At 45.0% G+C, this 19,543-nt stretch carries 24 protein-coding genes and 1 pseudogene; 22 read left to right on the forward strand and 3 right to left on the reverse strand.

The window, feature by feature from the left end:
* The 17 genes and pseudogenes from T456_RS22715 to T456_RS0102925 all read left to right on the forward strand — a co-directional run.
* A pseudogene (locus T456_RS22715) lies at window positions 1-221 on the forward strand (hypothetical protein); the annotation flags it as partial.
* A 36-nt stretch (window positions 222-257) separates the two neighbouring features.
* A complete protein-coding gene (locus tag T456_RS20970) occupies window positions 258-461 on the forward strand; it encodes a hypothetical protein (protein WP_024864842.1) in 204 nt (67 codons plus the stop codon).
* A gap of 922 nt (window positions 462-1,383) precedes the next feature.
* Window positions 1,384-1,575, forward strand: coding sequence for a hypothetical protein (locus T456_RS19005; RefSeq protein ID WP_242835849.1), 192 nt, complete (start codon window positions 1,384-1,386; stop codon window positions 1,573-1,575).
* Between the two features lie 16 nt (window positions 1,576-1,591).
* The gene (locus T456_RS22285; RefSeq protein ID WP_155838008.1) at window positions 1,592-1,756 is read left to right on the forward strand and encodes a hypothetical protein; all 165 of its coding nucleotides are present in this window, start codon (window positions 1,592-1,594) and stop codon (window positions 1,754-1,756) included.
* 91 nt (window positions 1,757-1,847) lie between these two features.
* On the forward strand, window positions 1,848-2,294 hold the full coding sequence (locus T456_RS20975) for an alpha/beta hydrolase-fold protein (RefSeq protein ID WP_278246912.1): 447 nt from the start codon (window positions 1,848-1,850) through the stop codon (window positions 2,292-2,294).
* Window positions 2,260-2,403, forward strand: a complete 144-nt coding sequence (locus T456_RS22290; protein ID WP_155838009.1) for a hypothetical protein — start codon at window positions 2,260-2,262, stop codon at window positions 2,401-2,403. Before T456_RS20975 ends, T456_RS22290 begins: the two co-directional genes overlap by 35 nt.
* Window positions 2,404-2,414: 11 nt before the next feature.
* Window positions 2,415-2,801 (forward strand): hypothetical protein, encoded by a 387-nt coding sequence (locus tag T456_RS22980; RefSeq protein WP_242835856.1) that lies wholly within the window; start codon window positions 2,415-2,417, stop codon window positions 2,799-2,801.
* Window positions 2,693-3,133: an alpha/beta hydrolase-fold protein gene (locus tag T456_RS19015; RefSeq protein ID WP_442855972.1), complete on the forward strand. Its 441-nt coding sequence runs from the start codon at window positions 2,693-2,695 to the stop codon at window positions 3,131-3,133. Before T456_RS22980 ends, T456_RS19015 begins: the two co-directional genes overlap by 109 nt.
* Before the next feature lie 104 nt (window positions 3,134-3,237).
* Window positions 3,238-3,453, forward strand: coding sequence for a hypothetical protein (locus T456_RS20980; protein ID WP_051464956.1), 216 nt, complete (start codon window positions 3,238-3,240; stop codon window positions 3,451-3,453).
* A 450-nt stretch (window positions 3,454-3,903) separates the two neighbouring features.
* Window positions 3,904-4,938: a GDSL-type esterase/lipase family protein gene (locus T456_RS0102890; RefSeq protein WP_197026851.1), complete on the forward strand. Its 1,035-nt coding sequence runs from the start codon at window positions 3,904-3,906 to the stop codon at window positions 4,936-4,938.
* A 196-nt stretch (window positions 4,939-5,134) separates the two neighbouring features.
* Window positions 5,135-5,809, forward strand: a complete 675-nt coding sequence (locus T456_RS0102895; protein WP_024864846.1) for a helix-turn-helix domain-containing protein — start codon at window positions 5,135-5,137, stop codon at window positions 5,807-5,809.
* An 87-nt stretch (window positions 5,810-5,896) separates the two neighbouring features.
* Window positions 5,897-7,291, forward strand: coding sequence for an ABC transporter substrate-binding protein (locus T456_RS0102900; protein ID WP_024864847.1), 1,395 nt, complete (start codon window positions 5,897-5,899; stop codon window positions 7,289-7,291).
* A gap of 72 nt (window positions 7,292-7,363) precedes the next feature.
* Entirely contained in the window at window positions 7,364-8,248 is an 885-nt protein-coding gene (locus T456_RS0102905; RefSeq protein WP_024864848.1) for a carbohydrate ABC transporter permease, read from the forward strand.
* Window positions 8,245-9,075, forward strand: a complete 831-nt coding sequence (locus T456_RS0102910) for a carbohydrate ABC transporter permease (protein WP_024864849.1) — start codon at window positions 8,245-8,247, stop codon at window positions 9,073-9,075. The genes T456_RS0102905 and T456_RS0102910 overlap by 4 nt, the downstream gene beginning before the upstream one ends.
* 136 nt (window positions 9,076-9,211) lie before the next feature.
* Window positions 9,212-9,601 carry a DUF4342 domain-containing protein gene (locus tag T456_RS0102915; RefSeq protein ID WP_024864336.1) on the forward strand — a complete coding sequence of 130 codons (390 nt, stop codon included), beginning with the start codon at window positions 9,212-9,214 and terminating at the stop codon, window positions 9,599-9,601.
* A gap of 112 nt (window positions 9,602-9,713) precedes the next feature.
* Window positions 9,714-11,111: a glycosyltransferase gene (locus T456_RS0102920; protein WP_024864850.1), complete on the forward strand. Its 1,398-nt coding sequence runs from the start codon at window positions 9,714-9,716 to the stop codon at window positions 11,109-11,111.
* Window positions 11,092-12,807 carry a glycoside hydrolase family 13 protein gene (locus T456_RS0102925; protein WP_024864333.1) on the forward strand — a complete coding sequence of 572 codons (1,716 nt, stop codon included), beginning with the start codon at window positions 11,092-11,094 and terminating at the stop codon, window positions 12,805-12,807. Before T456_RS0102920 ends, T456_RS0102925 begins: the two co-directional genes overlap by 20 nt.
* Window positions 12,808-12,904: 97 nt before the next feature.
* Here the strand turns inward: T456_RS0102925 and T456_RS0102930 are convergent, their stop codons facing one another.
* The 3 genes from T456_RS0102930 to T456_RS0102940 all read right to left on the reverse strand — a co-directional run bounded on the left by T456_RS0102930 (window position 12,905) and on the right by T456_RS0102940 (window position 15,891).
* Entirely contained in the window at window positions 12,905-13,549 is a 645-nt protein-coding gene (locus tag T456_RS0102930; protein WP_024864332.1) for a DUF4867 family protein, read from the reverse strand.
* A gap of 291 nt (window positions 13,550-13,840) precedes the next feature.
* On the reverse strand, window positions 13,841-15,313 hold the full coding sequence (locus T456_RS0102935; RefSeq protein ID WP_024864352.1) for an ISLre2 family transposase: 1,473 nt from the start codon (window positions 15,311-15,313) through the stop codon (window positions 13,841-13,843).
* A gap of 146 nt (window positions 15,314-15,459) precedes the next feature.
* Window positions 15,460-15,891 (reverse strand): hypothetical protein, encoded by a 432-nt coding sequence (locus T456_RS0102940; protein ID WP_024864331.1) that lies wholly within the window; start codon window positions 15,889-15,891, stop codon window positions 15,460-15,462.
* Between the two features lie 227 nt (window positions 15,892-16,118).
* On the opposite strand from T456_RS0102940, the gene T456_RS0102945 reads away from it, so the two are divergent.
* The 5 genes from T456_RS0102945 (at window position 16,119) to T456_RS19030 (ending at window position 19,518) form a co-directional block, all read left to right on the forward strand.
* Complete coding sequence (locus tag T456_RS0102945; RefSeq protein ID WP_024864330.1) at window positions 16,119-16,934, forward strand: helix-turn-helix domain-containing protein; 816 nt, start codon at window positions 16,119-16,121, stop codon at window positions 16,932-16,934.
* 78 nt (window positions 16,935-17,012) lie between these two features.
* Window positions 17,013-17,717, forward strand: coding sequence for a YdcF family protein (locus T456_RS0102950; protein WP_024864851.1), 705 nt, complete (start codon window positions 17,013-17,015; stop codon window positions 17,715-17,717).
* Window positions 17,718-17,728: 11 nt separating this feature from the next.
* Window positions 17,729-18,319, forward strand: a complete 591-nt coding sequence (locus tag T456_RS0102955) for an SOS response-associated peptidase (RefSeq protein WP_024864852.1) — start codon at window positions 17,729-17,731, stop codon at window positions 18,317-18,319.
* Window positions 18,320-18,501: 182 nt separating this feature from the next.
* Complete coding sequence (locus T456_RS22295; RefSeq protein ID WP_035801110.1) at window positions 18,502-18,669, forward strand: hypothetical protein; 168 nt, start codon at window positions 18,502-18,504, stop codon at window positions 18,667-18,669.
* Between the two features lie 81 nt (window positions 18,670-18,750).
* Complete coding sequence (locus T456_RS19030; protein ID WP_024864326.1) at window positions 18,751-19,518, forward strand: PHP domain-containing protein; 768 nt, start codon at window positions 18,751-18,753, stop codon at window positions 19,516-19,518.
* Window positions 19,519-19,543: the final 25 nt, after the last annotated feature.

Raw genomic sequence — 19,543 nt, forward strand, 5'->3', positions numbered from 1 at the left:
TAGTGGAGTTCCCTGAGCCCAGAACGGTTGAAGATATCAATGAGGAGCTTATTAAGAAGGTGGGGCTTCATGGGACCAGATATATCGGAAGGCATGTAGATAAGATAAAAAGGCTGGCGCTGGTGGGACACCTGTATCCCGGTGCTTTCATTCCCGAAACGTATAAAGACGGCTATTATACCGATTATTCCACAGAGATCATTCGTGCAATGCAAAAATGAGCATATTGACGCAATTATTCCCGGGGAGATCATTGAATGGAATCTGCTCTCATATATAAAGAGACGGCATTTCTCTGGGAAGGAGCATGGCGTGCTTTAACATCGGCCACTTTAACTGGGAGGAACTGGGGGCAAAATATGCCGTGGGACTGGCTTTCAGAGCTTGTGGAAAATAAAGTTCCGGTAACCTATGTTCCCGGGGGCGACCTTTGGAACTACAAATTAGGGGGAGTCAGATGAATACAGCGTTATGTTTCAATGATGTCATCCCCTATGACGGGAGGCCAAATCCCTGTAGTGATGCGGGATGGTAAATATTTCTTAAGGCTACTGGAAAAAAGGATGCGGGGTCTGTACAGATTGCTGTTTTGCGGAGCAGCTGTACGATTTTAAAAAAGACAGAAGATGGAATCTGGGAACTGGAGCTTCCCTTTACCACTGCTTTTAAACTGCGTGGCAGATCAGAGTTGACGGAAGGGACACATTGTCAGCTCTTTTTGCCCATATCCTTATGGATACAGCAGGCCCTACAACTATGTTGAGCTCCCGGCCAAGGATGGCGACTTCTATGCACTTAAGGATGTTCCCCACGGAAGTGTAAGACGGGAATATTTCTTTTTCCGGGGTAAACCGGAGAGTGGGAGTCCTGCCTTGTGTATACCCCGGCGGAATATGACGTTGAATCCGCGACAAAATCTACCCTGTGCTGTATCTGCCAGCATGGGCATGGGGAGAATGAAGTGGGGTGGACTTATTCCGGTAAGGTCAACTTTATAATGGACAACCTGATTGCAGAGAGGAAGGCTACGCCCTTTGTGATCGTTATGAATAACGGCATGGTGCAGAAGAGGACCTTGGATGGGGAAACATATTGTGGACCATCTGCTTTTCGAATCCATGCTTCTTGAGGATGTGATACCTTTTTATCGAGAGCAGGTATCACGCGGGTGGAAACAAAGAAAAGAGAGGAATGGCCGGGCTTTCCATGGGGTCAATGCAGACATCCATGACAGTTATGCGCCCATCCGGAGATGTTCTCGGAGGTTGGGATCTTCAGCGGGTTCCTTCGGGACTGGATCAGCGGAAGCGAACTCGACATGAGCTGCCATGAGCCCAGTAGTGACGAGCATCTTGCCGCTTTCGACAATGCGGCAAAGTTTCAATGGATATTTCAGGAACTTCTACAGGGCAATGGGAGATGAAGACCCGTTTTTTTGAACATTTTCTTGGAGATGACAGACTTTGCAGCGACAAGGGCATACATTTCCAGCGCAAAGTCTATAAGGGAACCCATGATTGGAATGTATGGAGAATGTGCATCAATGACTTTGCACAGATGATATTCAAGAAATAACAGGAAGGTGAGAATAATGGCAACAGGAAGACTTAGATTCTATTCACAGGCTCAGAACGGACAGGTGAATATAGCATATGTTATACCCAATGATGTACCGGAGATTATGACTGCCGGCAATGAAAGCTTTAAAAAGGCCCATGAAGACACTGTATCTTCTTCATGGAATGTCAGGAAATGAGAGTGGATTGGGAGTATAAACGGAATCGCCGAAGACATCGCTTTTACTTATAACATGGCAGTTATCATGATCACTGCAGGCAACAATTTTTATCTGGACAGAAAGGCCACGGGCTGCCAGTAACTGCACCTATGCGGGAAAAGAGGTGGTGGAGTACACAAGAAAGCTCTTTGGACTGTCAGATAAAAGAGAAGACACTCTTATCGGAGGACTTTCCATGGGTGGATTCGGAGCACTTCATACGGCACTGACTTATCCGGAGACCTTCGGTGGGATAGTGGCTCTTTCATCCGCTCTTGTCATTCACGAGATTGCCGGGCTTAAACCCGATGATCCAAGCGAGGGTCTTCTTGCCAACTACGAATACTACAGAGAGGTATTTGGAGATTTGGATACTCTTGAAGAGTCTGATGCTAACCCTGAGGTTCTCTACACAAGGCTCAAGGAGGCCGGGGCTAAGATCCCGCCTATATACATGGCTATCGGAACCGAGGACTTCCTCTATGAGCACAAATCAGATACTCCGAAGATTTCTTAAAGAGAATGAGGCCAACTTCAAGTATGAAGAGGGCCCCGGAATCCATGACTGGAAATTCTGGAATGCGTATATCACAAAGGGCGTTGAGTGGGTCCTTGAGAACATGTAAGGAGAGGTGAAATGTCTTTTTCTGAGATACATTTTTTGTCGGACAGCTTAAAACAGGGAGTTTCAGCAGCGGTATTCATGCCGGAGAGAGGGCCTTTCGGGTCTGATGCACGGCCTCCGTACAGGACAGTGTATTTGCTCCCGGGGTACAGCGGAGACTATCCCAGCATATACACCATGCTTGGAATAAGAAAACAGGCGGAGCTCAAGGGGCTTGTTGTGGTGATCCCCAATGGCAGAATGCCTTTTATGTGGATCATCCCGAAAGAAATGCCAATTACAGCAGATTTATTGGGGAGGAGCTTATTGATAGAACCAGAGATATGTTCCGCCTTTCTGACAAAAGAGAAGACACCTACATTGCAGGAATCTCAATGGGAGGATACGGAGCGCTCCTAAATGGCCTAAGGTACCATGAGGTTTTCTCTAAGGTTGCGGCTTTTTCTCCGGCTACCAATCCGTATACTCTTATGGAATACCCCGAAAGAGGCGGCTTCGGAAGCAATGAGTTTGCAAATATGTTCGGCTCCAAGGATGAGTTTGAAAACAGCGAATGGAACATAAACAGGAGCTATTCTAAGGCGAATAAGTCTGATATTCCCGAGCTTTTTATAGGATGCGGAGACAGAGATATTGCTGTGGATTCCCAGGTAAAGGAATTCAGGAGCGTTCTTGATGCATCGAAGGTCCCCCTACAGCTTCTTTGGAACAGCCGGGAATCACGACTTTGATACCTGGGAAAAGATGCTGGATCCGGCATTTTCTTTCCTTGCCGGAAATTCCTGCAGGTACCAGAAACAGCATGGCTATTCCGGATTTCTATCGGAGGGTGAGTATGAGCGAAGCGGTATTGACCATAGACGTGGTGCTTGACGAGATAATCGAAGTGACCGGCAGCCGGGGCAAGGCTGCCATGATTCTCTTCCACGGAGAGAGTAACTGCGCTAATTTCAAGGGAAAGATCCTGCCGGGCGGGGTAGATACCCAGAAGGAGCCCAGCGGGGAAAAAGAGACTTCTTTCAGCCAGATACATCCTGGAAGGAACAGATAGCGAAGGAGAATGGTGCAGGATCTTTATTGAAAACAACGGAGAAGTAGAGGAGCCGGGCGGGATGGTTAAAACAACACCCGTTATTTATACTGACAGCAAGGCACTAAAATGGCTTGAAACAGCCAATCTTAGCGGAAACTGTAGAAGGGAAACCCGGCGGAGTACTTATTTCGATTTATGAAAGCTGATAGATTCGGTTATAAAAAATGACAACCACGGCAATAAGAATTGCAAAGTCATACGCATATATTCTTCATATAATTTAAATCGATAATGGAGGTAAATGGAGTATGAAGTGGGTAAGTGTCTTTAAATATCAGAGTATCGAATACGGTGAAAATATTGCTTTTGCCATGGATCAGACTCAGCGGGTATCCTTTGAGAGCAATATTGACGGCGATAGAATGCGTATCCGGTTTACAAACCGCTACGGCAGAAATGACCTTAAAATTGAAAGAGCAAACCATTGGGAAGGAGAAATCTCCCTATATTACCGATGTGGAGAATATCACCTTTGGCGGAAAGCAGGGAGTTGTCCTTGCTCCGGGCGGGGAACTCTTTTGCGATGAGATAAACTATGATGTATGGGCCGGAGATCGCCTTGTGGTAAGTATCTACTTTAAAGGCAGGCAGGATATTGATTCCATCTGCTGTTTCTGGGCCGACGGCGGCGCCAGAGTTCAATGGCTTTTAGGAGATGTGACAAACGGACTGGATGCCGACAGGGCTCCTGTGGCAGTAATTGCACCTTATATCAAAGATGACCCGAATTTTCACATGATGAGGATGTTTACGGGATTTGATGCCGTTCAGGTGATGGCTTCGGATGATATCAGGACAGTAGCGGCTTTTGGTGATTCCATCACTCACATGTCTTTCTATACCAATGCACTGCAGAGACGGCTTTATGATGGCTTTTTTGGCAGGGTGTCCTTTATAAACTGCGGCATTGGCGGCAACAGGCTGGTGGACGATGCAACCTTCGTGCCTGAAGCAGGGAAAAGACTCATTTTCTTTGGGGAAGCCGGAGTTAAGCGCTTTGAACGCGATGTCTTTGAGCTGGACGAGGTGGATACTGTGATGGTGTTGATAGGGATCAATGACATCATGCATCCGGTGCAGCTTGAGGGTAAAAACAGCAGTACTCCCGCAGCGGATATTATCGAGGGATACAGAAAAATAGCGGATTGTGCTCACGAGAATGGAGCGGAAGTATTTTTTGGCACCATAACTCCTTGCGGAAATGAAGATTATCCGAAGGCGTGGTTACCGAAATTTGAAAAAGTAAGAAACGAAGTGAACGACTGGATAAGGAAAGGTGAGTCCATTGATGGATTCTTTGACTTTGACAGAGAGGTTGCAGACCCGGCAAAGACGGGATTCATGCAAGGCCCCTGTCATATCGGAGACGGCCTCCATCCTAACAGCCGTGGAGGCAAAAAAATGGCTGATTGCGTAGATATCAAGACGGTGATCGGCAGTTAAAAGCTGTGCTTGGGGAGAGTATAAATGGCAGAGCACTACGAGAGCGAGGCATTTATCTATAATCAGGTGCCCGTTCGGATTTTCAACCATTCTTTTGATGGAACTGATATTTTTACATCGTTGCATTGGCATAGGAATGTGGAGTTTAACCTTACAACAGAAGGCCGGATAAAGATGAACATAGACGGCAAAAAACATGCAGCTTCTTCCCGGAGACTGGTGCATTGTGAACAGCGGAGAGCTTCACTCCAATCATTGGATAGAGCCCACGGACCACTTTGGCGGCATCTGCGTGCAGATATCCAAGAGTTTTCTGGACAGATGGATCGGGGAAGGAGTAAGGTTTGACCTTCCGGGAAATCAGGCGGCATCTGACAGGATAAGACAGACCCTGATTAAGTTCGGTGAATATAAGAAAAATGGGGTTGATGACCTGCGGAAAATGGAACTTGTTTTCTCTTTCCTTAATCTTCTTCGGGATAACTGCGTTTATGAAACAGTCTCTGGAGAGAAGACAGAGCATGAAGGGGATGCTAATATCAAGTCCATAATAAACTACATTGACGAGCATTACATGGATCAGCTGGATCTTTCCTCTGTCGCCGCAAATTTCAATTATACCCCTACATATCTTTCGAGGATGTTCAAGGAGCATGTTGGCAGGAACTTCTACCAATATCTTCAGAATGTCAGGCTTATGAACTGCGTCGAGGAGATGAAGGAAGATGAGAACGTACGTCTTATGGAATGTGCCTTAAACCATGGATTTCCCAATGTAAAGTCTTTTATCCAGACCTTTAAAAAGACCTTTGGATGTACCCCTTCCGAATGGGTAAAGCAGGGTAAAAAAGCACCAATTCAAGAGATATAAAAATTGACAACTTGGCAGATAATTAAAGCAAAGCCTCCCACAGGTGACCTGGGTTATCCTTAAATCACTTGAAGGGAGGTATTTTTTATGAAGAAAAGAGTAATCAGTTTAATCATGACAGGAGTAATGGGAGCAACGCTCCTTACAGGATGCGGCAATGCTTCCACAAGTGCTCCCGCAGCTACCACAGATGAGAATGCGCCTGCTGCTACGCAGGAAGCACCTGCAGCAACAGAAGAGGCTCCCGCAGCCGAAGCTGCAGCTACAGAAGTGAACATTTCATTCTACACCACCGAGACCGGTAAGGATGATATGTATCAGGATCTTATTTCCGACTTTGAGAGCAAGAATCCCGGAATAACTGTTGAGTATATCGCAGCCGGAGACGATCAGCTCCAGCAGTGGATGGCTCTCTATGCCAGTAATGAAGGCCCTACAGTGTCTCTTATGGATCCCATCAATATCTGGGAGAACCAGGAGAGAATGCGTCCTCTTTCAGGCGAGGCAATGCTTGACAACATCACAGAGTCATCTCTTTCAACCATGACTTTCAACGGCACTGTTTATGCGGTTCCCATGTCCGCAGCAGGTATCGGTATCCTTTATAACAAGGCAGTATGCGATGCAGCTGTAGGCGGAGATTTCGATCCCAGCTCAATCAAGACAAGATCGGATCTCAAGGATCTTTTTGACAAGATCGAGGCAACCGGCGTAGCAGCTACCTGTATTACAGGTGTTAACTGGTCCCTGGGAGCTCACTACCTCTGCCAGTCCTACGGCGAGGCTATCGGTGACACAAAGGCAAGAGTTGATTACGTTAACTCCATCATCTCCGGTGAGACCAAGGAGATCGACAATGACGTATTTAATGGCTTCATGGACACTCTGGACATGATGGCACAGTACAACTACAACAAGAACGATCCCCTCGTTGGTGACGTAAACCTTGATGCTATGGCTCTTGCAGAGGGCAAGTGCGGCACATGGTTCATGGGAGACTGGGCATGGACATACATGGCTGAGCTGGTAGAGCCCGGCGCAGAGTTCGGTCTTATGCCTGTTCCTCACAGCGATGATGCAAATGATGTTACAAATCAGTATCTTCCTACATCCTTTGCTAAGGGCTACTGCATTGATGCAAGCCAGAACACAGAGGAACAGCAGCTTGCAGGTCTTAAGTTCATCGAGTATATCTCATCAGACAGCTACTCACAGGAAGTACAGGCTAAGAGACTTGGCCAGGCTCTTCCTTTCAAGAACTGCACAGCAACAATCGAGAGCCCTCTTGGAAATTCAACAGCCGGATACATTGCAGACGGCAGAACAGTTGATTTCTACGGAACACCCAGCCTTTGCCCTTCAGACATCTGGTATGAGTGCGGCGCTTACATGTGCGAGTACCTGACAGGTGCATGCGACAGAAAGACACTGGCAGACAAGATTGATGCATACTGGGCAAACCAGGAAAAGAGAGAGTATTAATAGCCAGACTTTTTGGGGGGAGGGATGCGTCTCTCCCCCTCTTTTTACAAGTATTACAAGGAGAGAGGAATTATGCACGGCAGGAAAAGAGCTATCACAAATGCGCTTGAATTTTCATTATTCGGGTTGCCATCTTTTCTGATCTGGTTTTCTGTTGTTATCATTCCGTTCATCTACGGATTCTGGATCACATTTACAGACTGGAACGGATTAGCACTTCACATAAACTTTATCGGACTTGAAAATTACAGACATATTCTTACGGATTCTGCCTTTTTGGGCGCCTTCGTTAAGACGGTTATATATGCGCTGTTTACGGTTATATTAAGTAATCTGGTGGGTTTTATCCTGGCACTGGTGGTTACCAGCGGTATTAAGGGACAGAACTTATTCAGGACAGGCTTTTTTACCCCCAATATCATCGGCGGTATTATTCTGGGTTACATTTGGAACTTTATTTTCTCATTTGGCCTTACAAAATTCGGTGAATTCACCGGAATCTCATGGATGCAGACTTCATGGCTGACCAATCCAACCAGAGCCCTGATGGCTCTTATCATTGTCAGCGCATGGCAGATGAGCGGTTATCTTATGGTTATTTATATCGCAGGACTGACCGCAGTGCCCTCGGACCTTTTAGAGGCGGCAAGAGTTGACGGAGCTACAACCTGGCAGACAGTTACCAAAATCAAGATTCCCATGATAAGGGGAACTATCGCGATATGCGTATTCCTGTCCATCTCAAGATGCTTCATGTCCTTTGACACTAACCTGTCACTGACTGCAGGCGGACCGTATAAATCCACAGAACTTATAGCCTACAAGATCTATCAGACAGCATTTACCAGCATGAACTTCGGTGAAGGTCAGGCTCAGGCCATTGTGCTGTTTGTGATCGTGGCGATCATATCACTGCTTCAGGTTTACTTTACAAGGAAAGGGAGGGTTGATGCATGAGAGCAGAAAGAAACAGAAAAAGCATAACCTTCGCCATAACACTGGTAGTACTTATATTGTTCATGGTGCCTTTCTATATGCTTGTAGTGAATTCCTTCAAGCCTACAGCAGAGTTTTTGAAGAATCCTTTTGCACTTCCGCAAAGTTTTAATGTTGATAACTTCATCACGGCAATAGACAGAATGAACTTTGGCAAATCACTGTTTAATACTGCAGCCATTACAGTGACTGCAGTAGTGGTAAACATGATAGTTTCGGCTATGACAGGATATCTTTTTGCCAGAAGGAAGTGGAAGATCAACAAGATCATATTCATGGCATTTCTGGCATCCATGGTGGCTCCTTTTCAGGTATATATGATACCCCTTGTAAGGATATATGCCGGAGTTCTGGGTTTTTCCAACAATCTGATGATGGTTGCTTATATTGCGGTGGGACTTAATATACCCTTTGCGGTATTTCTGTATTCGGGCTTCGTGGAAGGAATTCCCTCTGAGCTTGATGAGGCAGCGCTTATAGACGGATGTGGTTTCACAAGGACATTTTTCCATATCATCATGCCGCTATTGAAGCCAATCATTATCACCGTTACTGTTTTTGTCGCCATGGGTGTATGGAATGATTTCCTGATGTCCAGCTTATTCCTTACAAAAGTGGACACCAAGACACTGGCAATTTCCATCAAGACATTTTTGACCAATCATTCAGCTGAGTATGCGCCTATGATGGCGGGACTTCTTCTTAGCGTTCTGCCTGTTCTTATCTTCTATCTGATAGGGCAGAAATACATCATTGAAGGTGTTATTGCAGGCAGCGTAAAGGGTTAATTCGCAAATTTGGGGAAATAGACAGTTCTTTTTCCGACAATGTGCTATGTAAGCAGGTATCAGTCAGCGATATACTTATTTCAACCTCTTAAATATAGATGTTAATTGAAGTAATTTGTTGAAAGGAGAACAGGTTATGGAAATCAGATTAGAAGACGTTGAAAAAGTAATGGAACAGACGGGAGTCGAGTACAAAGTCGCCAAGGAGGCCCTTCTTAAATCAGACGGCGATGCGGATGAAGCAATAAAGCTAATCACAAAGGATACCATCGATATAGGTGAGGAAGCAAAAGCTGCTGTTGAGAAGCTCAAAAAGAAGGTTAAGGAAGGCAATGTAGACAGAATCCAGATTCGCAAAGACCAAGAGGTTGTCTTTAGCGTTCCCGTTAACATCGGAATCGTGGGAGGAATCGTCGGATTTGCCACAATCCCCTGGGCACTGATCGCTGCAGCGGTTGCAGCATTCGGACTGGGATGCAAACTTGAAGTAGTCAAGAAAGATGGCTCTTCTGATGAGATCAATTGATAACTAAACAGACTCGGCACAGGCCGGAGACGAAGGTAACGTCTCCGGTCTTTTTTGACTTGCACAGGTGAAAAACCTGCTCGATAATATTAGTTAGAGTGAGGTAATTGCCATGAACATCTGCTTATTGAATGATTCTTTTCCGCCTGTTATAGACGGAGTTGCAAATGTGGTTATGAATTATGCAAGGGTGTTGACCCAGGATCTGCATGAAAATGTTGTGGTGGGAACACCAAGGTATCCCGATGTAAGCTATGAGGGCTATCCGTACAAAGTAATAGCTTATCCCAGTTTTGACACTACAGATTTCGTAAAGGGATATCGCACCGGAAATCCTTTATCAATAAGAGAGATTGCGCAGATGAGCGAGTTTGGGCCGGATATTATCCATACCCACTGTCCCGCGGCTTCTACCGTTATGGCCAGAGTTTTGCGAAGGGATACCGGAGCACCCATTGTTTTTACATATCACACCAAATTTGATGTGGATATTGCAAGGGCTGTGGGCGATGGCTTTCTTAAGCAGGAGACCATAAAGACCATGATCAGCAATATTGAGGCATGCGATGATGTGTGGGTGGTTTCCAAAGGCGCCGGCGAAAACCTACGGTCTCTGGGCTTTGAGGGCGAATACCGGGTCATGAATAATGGGGTGGACTTCCCCAAAGGCCGGGGAGATGAGAAGCTGGTAAAAGAGCTGTCGACAGAATATTCGCTTTCTGAGGGAATACCGGTGTTTCTTTTTGTGGGAAGGATAATGAAATACAAAGGCCTTCCGATAATTGTTGATGCCATGAAGCTTCTGTCCGACAGAAATATAGATTATCGCATGGTATTCGTTGGAGGCGGAGCCGATGCCGAGGAAATGCAGACCAGAGTTAAAGAGTATGGCATAGGCGATAAGGTTATTTTCACCGGGCCGGAGCACGACAGAGAAAAACTCAGAGCATGGAATACAAGGGCGGATCTGTTTCTTTTCCCGTCTGTATATGATACAAATGGCATTGTGGTAAGGGAGGCTGCAGCCTGCGGACTGGCCAGTGTTCTGGTAAAAGGCTCCTGCGCTGCCGAAGGGATAATCCACGACAGAAATGGATATTTGATAGAAGAAAATGCACAGTCCATGGCAGATCTTTTAGAGAAATTGTGCAAGGATCTTTCGCATCTGCACGATGTGGGGCAACATGCCATGGATGAGATCTACATCTCCTGGGAAGACAGTGTCAAAGTGGCTCATGACAGATACGAAGAGCTGCATGAGATGTCACTTGGCGGGGTGTTTGGCCACAGAAAGCATCAAAGTCACGAGTATCTGATCAAGTCGGCGGCTATGATCCTTGATGAGACGGAGAAAGTATTTAAGGCACCTAAGACCTTTTATGAAGGCATGAAGGATAACTTTGATAGTATTCGGGAAGATTTTCAGGATATACGTGACGATATCCGTAATGACATTCTCGAAGATATAGAGCAGATGAGGGATAGGTTCAATGGAAGCTCAGACAAATAAAAAAAGAGACTGGTACAAGGAGATGAGCTTTTATCAGATCTGGGTGCGAAGCTTCGCAGACGGAAACGGAGACGGCATCGGAGATCTGTATGGGGTTTACGACAAGCTTGAGTATGTTAAATCCCTTGGGGTCGACGGAATCTGGTTTTCACCAATTTATCCGTCTCCCAATGCAGATTTTGGCTATGACATCTCTGACTATAAGAATATACACCCTGATTTCGGGGATCTGGAGCAGTTCAAAAAAGTACTGGCAAAAGCCCATGAACTGGGTCTTAAAGTGATAATGGACCTGGTGGTAAATCATACTTCAGACGAGCATCCCTGGTTTATTGAGAGCCGTAAGGGCAGGGATAATCCCTACAGCGATTACTATATATGGCGAGACAAGCCCAATAACTGGGACAGCCTTTTTGAGGGTAAGGCCTGGGAGTATGACCATGAACGAGGTCAGTATTATCTTCACATTTTTGCCAAGAAGCAGCCGGATCTTAACATGGATAATCCCAAAGTTAGGCAGGAAGTTAAGGATATCATGAGATATTGGCTGGATATGGGAGTTGACGGCTTTAGAGAAGATGTCATTAACTTCATATCAAAAAAAGAAGGACTTCCCAATGGTATGCCGCTTCTGCCTGCGGCAAAGGGAATGATGCAGTACAAGGACGGTCCTCATATTCACGAATATCTGGCAGAATTTCGCAAGGTATGCGATGAGTATGACTGTTTCCAATTGGGAGAAGGCCCCATGACTACTGTTAAGTCAGCCAGAAAATATCTGACCGGGCCAACCAAGTCACTGGATATGATGTTTTCTTTTGACCACATGATGGCAGACTGCTTTTTTACCGAGTACATGCACAGGCCGTTTTCTCTGGTCAAGCTCAAAAAAGCCTTCAGCAAATGGCAGTATGCCCTGGCTAAGGATGGTTGGAATGCACTGTATATGGAGAATCACGATCATCCCAGGATTGTAAGCCGCTACGGAAGCCACCATTTCTGGTGGGAGAGCGGAACAATGCTGGCTGCCAGCTATATTTTCCAGAGGGGGACTCCTTTTATCTATCAGGGGCAGGAGATAGGAATGACAAACATACGACTTGCTTCAATTGAGCAGTATGTGGACGTTTCCTCCAAGACCAATTATTACACTTACCACCTGAAGGAAGACCCGGAGCGCAGACTTCACAGGATCCATCTTTCAAGCCGGGATTCATCCAGAACTCCGGTGCAGTGGGATTCCAGTGAATATGCGGGCTTTTCCACTGTAGAGCCATGGTTTTATGTAAACCCCAACTATAAGAAGATCAATGTTGCCCGTCAACAGGATGATCCATACAGTATCCTGAATTTCTATCGCAAATGCCTTATGCTTAGGAAGAACTCCAGGACATTGATTTACGGAACATATAAAGAGTATTTTCCAAAAGACAAGAGCATTTATATGTATGAGAGAAAAATGGGACAGGAGCGGTACCTTATCATATGCTCATTTTCAAGACTACCGGTTAAGCTAAGGCTCCCCGGAGATTATGATGGCAGAGAAAAAGAGCTGGTGCTTTGCAATTATCCTGAGAATGTTGAGGACATTCCCGCGCACAAGCTTAAGGCTATCGGGGATGAGCTGCTTAATCTGGAGTTTACCCACGGTATGTTAAGACCTTACGAGACCCGCGTTTACAGATTTTCATTTTGATTGGCAGTGAACAGACTTATTTATAGATGAAAAGCCGCTACTGAGTGATGATCGCTCAGCAGCGGCTTGCTTTGGTTATATGTACTAAGATGTGCTATCAGTCGATATCGCCGACAATGTCGATATTCTCGCCTGTGATGCCTACCCATGCGCCATCGGAAGCTTCCTTTGCATCCTTATGAGCAAGAAGCCATTTGTTGGTTGCTCTGAGCATAGTGTCTTCCTGGTTAATAGCAGTAAACTCCGGCTTACCAACATTAGTGCCTTTGGGAAGTCCGACGAGAACCTGGAAACCTGAGTCTTTATGCGCCTGGCAGGGTGCATAGTGAAGGGTTGTAGCATAGACCTCTAACATTACTCCTGCAGGAACGAGAAAGGCTTTTACTTTGTCAGAACCAATCTTGTAGTCACTTATCTCTTCTCGCTTAGCGACCAGCAGAATAAAGTCACTGGGTCCAAAATTGATTTCGCTTGAACGATGATACTCAAGACAATTGAGCTTGGTATTATGGCCGTTGCACCATCCAAACTGCATGGGAGATCCTCCAAACAATGAATTTGTGATCTTGTCTGCAGCTGCAAGGCTTTGAAGAGCCAGATCTTCTGCAACATACTCTGTACCCTCGGGAATAGGAGTCTTATCCCTAAGAGTCTCTAAAATTTCCTGCTTCTCAGCTTCATACCCCTCAATGATTCTTCCGTAATTTGTAAATTCCGGATCTGTAGCTTTGTAAATTTTCATACCTTCTCTCCTTTTTTGAAAAATAACCACCTAATACATGTTATCATTATAGTGGTAAAAAATCACTAGCTTGCGGGAGTTGAGACGGCGTAAATTTACTGTAGGATTCGAAAGGGTAGATTGCCCCTGTGATCAGTTCAGATGTTCAAACCTTACTCATTATAGCGCCTGGTTGGAGGACAGTTCAAGGCTGTCATTCTAATCCTTGGTCTGTAGTCAAGCAGATCAAGGATAGGTGTGCGCTCTGGCGCACTTTATTCAAAGGCAGAGGCGTCAGCCTCTGGCTTCCTTTTAGAACAGTTTCCAGATGTAGTTATGCATTCCGATGCTCATCCACTTCTTCAGCTCTGAACTAAGCTCTACCTGTATGCTATCGACATACTTTCCCCACGCCGGATGGGAATACTGTTTTTCTCTTACATGCGCTACTACAGTCTCTACTTCTTCTGCCCCAGCAGCCTTAGGCATTACTGTCTTCTGGTAACGCACAAGTTCCAGCATATCCCTTTTGTTCCATGTATAGGCACTGAGTCTTGCCATCTTATCAGCGCCTTTTCGACTCCAGCCCATTGGAGTCATGCTCATTCTTTTTGACAGGACATGACTGACATGACCTTCAGTACTACATCCAGGAATCCTCCTGTATCTAAGCCTTGTCTTGGCTGCAGACCAGTTATCAAGTATATAATCAGCGCCTTCTTGCACACGTTTCATTTCCTTGTCGTTTGAGGCATGATATTCAAGCATATCTACCACAGACAGGAAATCTTCCTTACTTCCATCCTTGATCATTTCACAGAGAAGCTTTCTGGCATCATCAGCACTATCCATCAAATGGTTTGTCATCTTTATCAGGTATTTTTTGAGGTGGAACTCGTCCATCACATATGTGATGCCACTTATCCTTTTTCCCCCAGCCTTAATCCAGGCTCCACCATCTGCTCCTAGGTATATCCTCTTTATGCTGCTTATGTCATAGTTGTTGTCAATATATGTGTAGACTTCATCCCAGAGTTCACTGTTTGCTTTGCCTTCATAAGAACCACAGAAGAAATGGGCATTAACAAGGTGATGTCTTGTACTCTTGGGAGCATCCTTTTCAATGCCCTCATGAACATAGATAAGCTTGTTTATCATTCCATTGAGTTTTCTTCCATACTGGTTGACCTGGAGATCCCCCTTTTCCTTCTGGAACTGAAGCGACACATGATCTTCATCAGCCTCTATATACAGATACTCAACCTTGCGTTTTCTGCCTCTTCTTTTCTGTTCCTTGGGGAACTCGAGAGCATGTATCTTATCCTTTACAGTCTCTTTGCTGACCTCATCAAGGATGCTTGCTGCTTGTCCACCTTTACGATAAGAGGTCTGAACGCTCTCTGATAAGAGCTGTGCTATGGCATCTTCTGACATCCTTTCATGAGGGTCAAATGAAAGCATGTCATCCAGTAGATATCTGCGTTCTCCAGTCACCTTGTTCTTAAACAGTGTCTTGGAAAACATAACCTTTCCAATTGAGGTGATAAGAGACTTCTCGTCAGTCCTTACCACTTCCCATCTTTCCTTTCTCACAGGACTGTCTTTTAATATCTGGTTGCAGGTTGTAAGGGTTTCAGAAATGTAATCCAACGCCATCTGAAGCGCTTCATTCCTGACCTTGTATATGAAACCTGCAAAGTCTCTCGGATCCTCTGAAAAATCTTTTGATGCCTTCTGAAGATTTGGTACTCCATTCTCAATAAAATGCTGTATACTATTTAACACAAGGGGACTCCTCCGTTTGGTTATTTTGGCTTGGACACCGTAAATAACTATATCACGAAGGAAATCCCCTTTTTCAATTAATCCTACAAAAACTTTACGCTAGCGGGAGTTGATATGAAAATCCTCTGAATTTGCGGAGAAAAATATCAATCCTCGTTAAGAATGTCGCGGCACTCTTTAATGAGTGTCAGGTTGCTGCAAAGGATGAGAACTTCGTTCCAGCATCTGCAGACAGCATCGTTAAGACTTTCAATATCTTCAAATCTCCACATGATAGCAAAGTCATCATAGCTGTCTGGATCGTATAATCTGTTGATTTCACGGTCTTCTTCACAGAAAATGCGCTGCCATTCATCGGAAGCAAATCCGCAGAAAGCTATGTTTTTGCAGCCTCTTGAAAGAATAGTATTAGCCAGATCCCTGATTATGCTCTCATCCTCAAATTCATCAGTGATGATGATAACTGTCTGGCTGCACATATTGCGAAACTTGTTGCTGTTATCCAAAATGCCCTTTCCTGTGAGTCCAAAGGTGATATTTTGGTTGTAAGCCTTATTCATAATCATGTTCTGTGTCATAACGATCCTCCTTATATATACCTATTAGCAAGCTGCCCGGATGGCTATTTGTTTCTATGTTGCCATTATCGCACTTATAGTGGGTTATAAATGACACAGTATTATTTATTGGAACATCCGCAATTCCTCAAGTATAACTTGAAAAACATAATGAAAGATAAATCCACACTGGCTGTATAACAGATTATTTCGCGCTTATTATGTAATTAGTAAGGAGGGAATATACGATGAGTATGGGTACAAATATAAAAGCTCTGAGGGAAGAGCGGAAGCTTACACAGGACAAGGTGGCAGAGGCACTTGGGGTTACCTTCCAGGCAGTTTCTTCATGGGAAAGAGATGAGTACAAGCCTGATACAGATAAACTGATAAAACTCGCAGAGCTGTTTGATGTTTCAGTTTCTGCAATAGCTGAAGAGAGACAAAAGGCCTTTCATACAAAGGAAACCATATACAATTGGGAGCACATGAAAACCTATGTCAAAACAACAGCCAGAAATTTTAAACTGGAGGATACCTTAAGGGCAGTGGATTATGCCGAGGAGGCTCATCGCGGGCAGACCAGAAAGCGCTCCACGGTTCCCTATATCTATCATCCGCTGAATCTGGCTTGTCATGCCCTTTCCATGGGTATTATCGAAGACGAAATCATTGCAGCCTGCCTGCTTCATGATGTGGTAGAGGACTGCGGTAAAAAACTTGAGGAATTGCCGGTAAGTGATGAGACGAAAGAGCTGGTAAGACTTCTGACCAGAAAAGACACTCCTGAAGAGAAGAGGAAAGAGACGCTGGACGCTTATTTCCACGACATTGCGCAAAACCCCAAGGCTACCTTGGTAAAATGTCTGGACAGGTGCAATAACCTTACCACAATGTCCTGGGGACTTAGCAGAGACAGAATATACAGGACTATAAAAGAAACAGAGGAATATTTCCCTCCGCTGATAAAAGTGCTAAAGGATACCACGGCATACGGGAATGCCTCATGGCTACTGAAATACCAGATGGAAAGCATGCTGGATATATATAAAAGGCTTATGTAAATATGAAGAAACTGTTTACTCAAAAGATAAGAATCCTATGGTTTTTTTCTTTCTATACTGTGCCTTGGCTACTCGCTGATGGTGTATCTGGTGGGAAGCGGCACCCTTTCATTCACAATCTGGCTTGCGGGAGCTGCCTTTTTTGCCCTGTGCTGTTTCCTTGCAGGGGAAAAGAGATGGAGTAAAGTTCCCAAGGCTGTTAGATATGCCGCATATATCGCATTGGCAGTCTTTGCTTCGGTCTTCATGACCTGTCAGATTGCCATTTTATCCCACTTTTTTGATAAGGGAGAAAGTGATCTCGATTATATCATTGTTCTTGGAGCACAAATGCGGGAGAGCGGGCCAAGTGTGATATATCGTTACAGACTGGAGAAAGCGTATCAGTATCTGTCGGAGAATCCTGATACAATCTGCATCACCACAGGGGGCGCAGGCATAAACGAGAATATCAGCGAAGGAATGGGCGGAAAAAAGTATCTGGTTAAGCTTGGAATCTCCGAAAGCAGGATACTTGCCGAAGAAACGTCCAGGGATACCGGAGAGAATATACAGAATGCGCTTCTGCTTGTAAGAGCGGAAGATGTGGCAGAGGATAATCTTAAAATAGGTATTGTGACCAACGGATTTCATGTCTTTCGCGGAGTGAGGATAGCAAAGAAAAATACAGAAGCTCGAGTTTGCGGGATTGCAGCCTATATGCAGCCCAGATTTATTCCAAATAACATGGTACGGGAGTGTTTTGGCATACTAAGGGACCTGATAAACGGTGAGCTTTATTGAGGATTTTGGATATGTGCGCCAGATATGTGTTTTGGGACAGAAACGCCATAAAGGTTGAAGCAGAGCTGGGATTGGGACCCGGCTCTTTAAGCATGCCTCAGGGGGACGTTTGCCCGGGGATGACAGCAGCTGTCATAATCGCGCAAAGGGGTGATAGCTCTTTTCCCCTGACAGTAAGGTACATGAACTGGGGCATACTGGACAAGTCGCTGGTCATAAACGCAAGAGCGGAATCGGTGGCGGAAAAGCCGATGTTTGCGGACAGTTTTGCCTACAGGCGCTGTGTGATGCCGGCCGGGGCGTTTTATGAGTGGGACAGTGACCGGAACAAGGCGACGTTTTATGATATGGAAAAAGATCCTGTTTATCTGGCGGGGGTATATACTTTGGCGGATAATCGTGACAGCTTTGTGGTGATCACAACCAAAGCAAATGAATCCATGATAAAGGTTCATGACCGCATGCCCCTCATGATACCAGCGGATTCTGTGAAGGACTGGCTATATGATGATGGCGTGGCAAAAAAGATGCTGCTTGCCAGGATGCCACAGCTGCTTAAAGAGCAGGAATATGAGCAGCTGAAACTGCCCGGATGTGAGTGATAAATCAGTAACTTGCCCGGGAGGAGAATTAGGTAGTACTTTATCGCAAAGGCGAGTATATATCCGTAAGGCAGCCTTTCATATAATGTAATCAGATAGCAGGATATGACATTATTGAAAGGTGGTGATGGCCATGTTATCAATTGTATTCTTTGTTTTATTCATGATGGTTTTCGGAAAAAATGATCGGTTTCGCCATCAGATTTGCCTGGGGCGCATTTAAAGTTGCTATGTTCCTGGTATTCCTTCCGCTGGCATTGGTATTCATGGCTCTTGGCGGACTGATCTATATAGCTTTGCCGATACTTATTATTGCCGGGGTGGTAAGTCTCTTCGCAAAAGCAGTATAATATTATAAAAACTGTAAAGGCGGGATATACCCCATGAAGAGATGATATATAACATATATAGAATATAGATTGGATTTTTTTATGAAGTATATTTACGAAACACATCTTCACACGGTAGAGGCCAGTGCCTGCGCCAGCATGCCCGGAGAGGAGTATCCGGCATACATGAAGAGCCTTGGATACAGCGGGATAATTGTCACAGATCACTTTTTTACAGGAAACAGCTGTGTTCCGAATAATCTTCCCTGGGAAGCAAGAATAGAGAAGTACTGTTCCGGATATGAACATGCTAAGGCGGCTGCGGGAGATGATTTTACTGTCCTTTTTGGGATAGAGTATAACTTTCAGGGGGATGAATACCTGTTGTATGGAGTAACTGAAGAGTGGCTTCTTGATAATCCGGATATTGAGGAATTTAGCCGGGAGCAGGTATATGAGTCAGTTCACAGTATCGGCGGAATAATGATTCAGGCGCATCCCTACAGGGAAAGAGGATACCTGTCGGCGATTCACTTAACTCCTGCTGTCAGTGACGGCATTGAAGTCTATAATGCAGCAAATCCCGACTGGCAAAATGCCCTTGGATATGAATATGCTTTAGAGCGAGGCTTTTTGATGAGCGGAGGATCAGACATTCACAACTATTCGCTGGACAACATGGGAGGAATGAGCTTTCCTTATCCTATACATACAATAGAAGAATATGTTAAAGCCTTTATGGCGGGGGATGGAACTCCTGTATTCAGGAGGGATGTTCATGATAACAGTACTATTTTCAGGCCGGTAACAGAAGATCAGACACTGATGGTAACGAAAGAAAAGTCTACACTTGAAGTGATCTGGCATTGAGGCGTGGAATTGCATAAATTAATGG

Origin of the sequence: Butyrivibrio sp. FCS014, from assembly GCF_000526935.1 — a bacterium.
GTDB lineage: Bacteria > Bacillota > Clostridia > Lachnospirales > Lachnospiraceae > Butyrivibrio.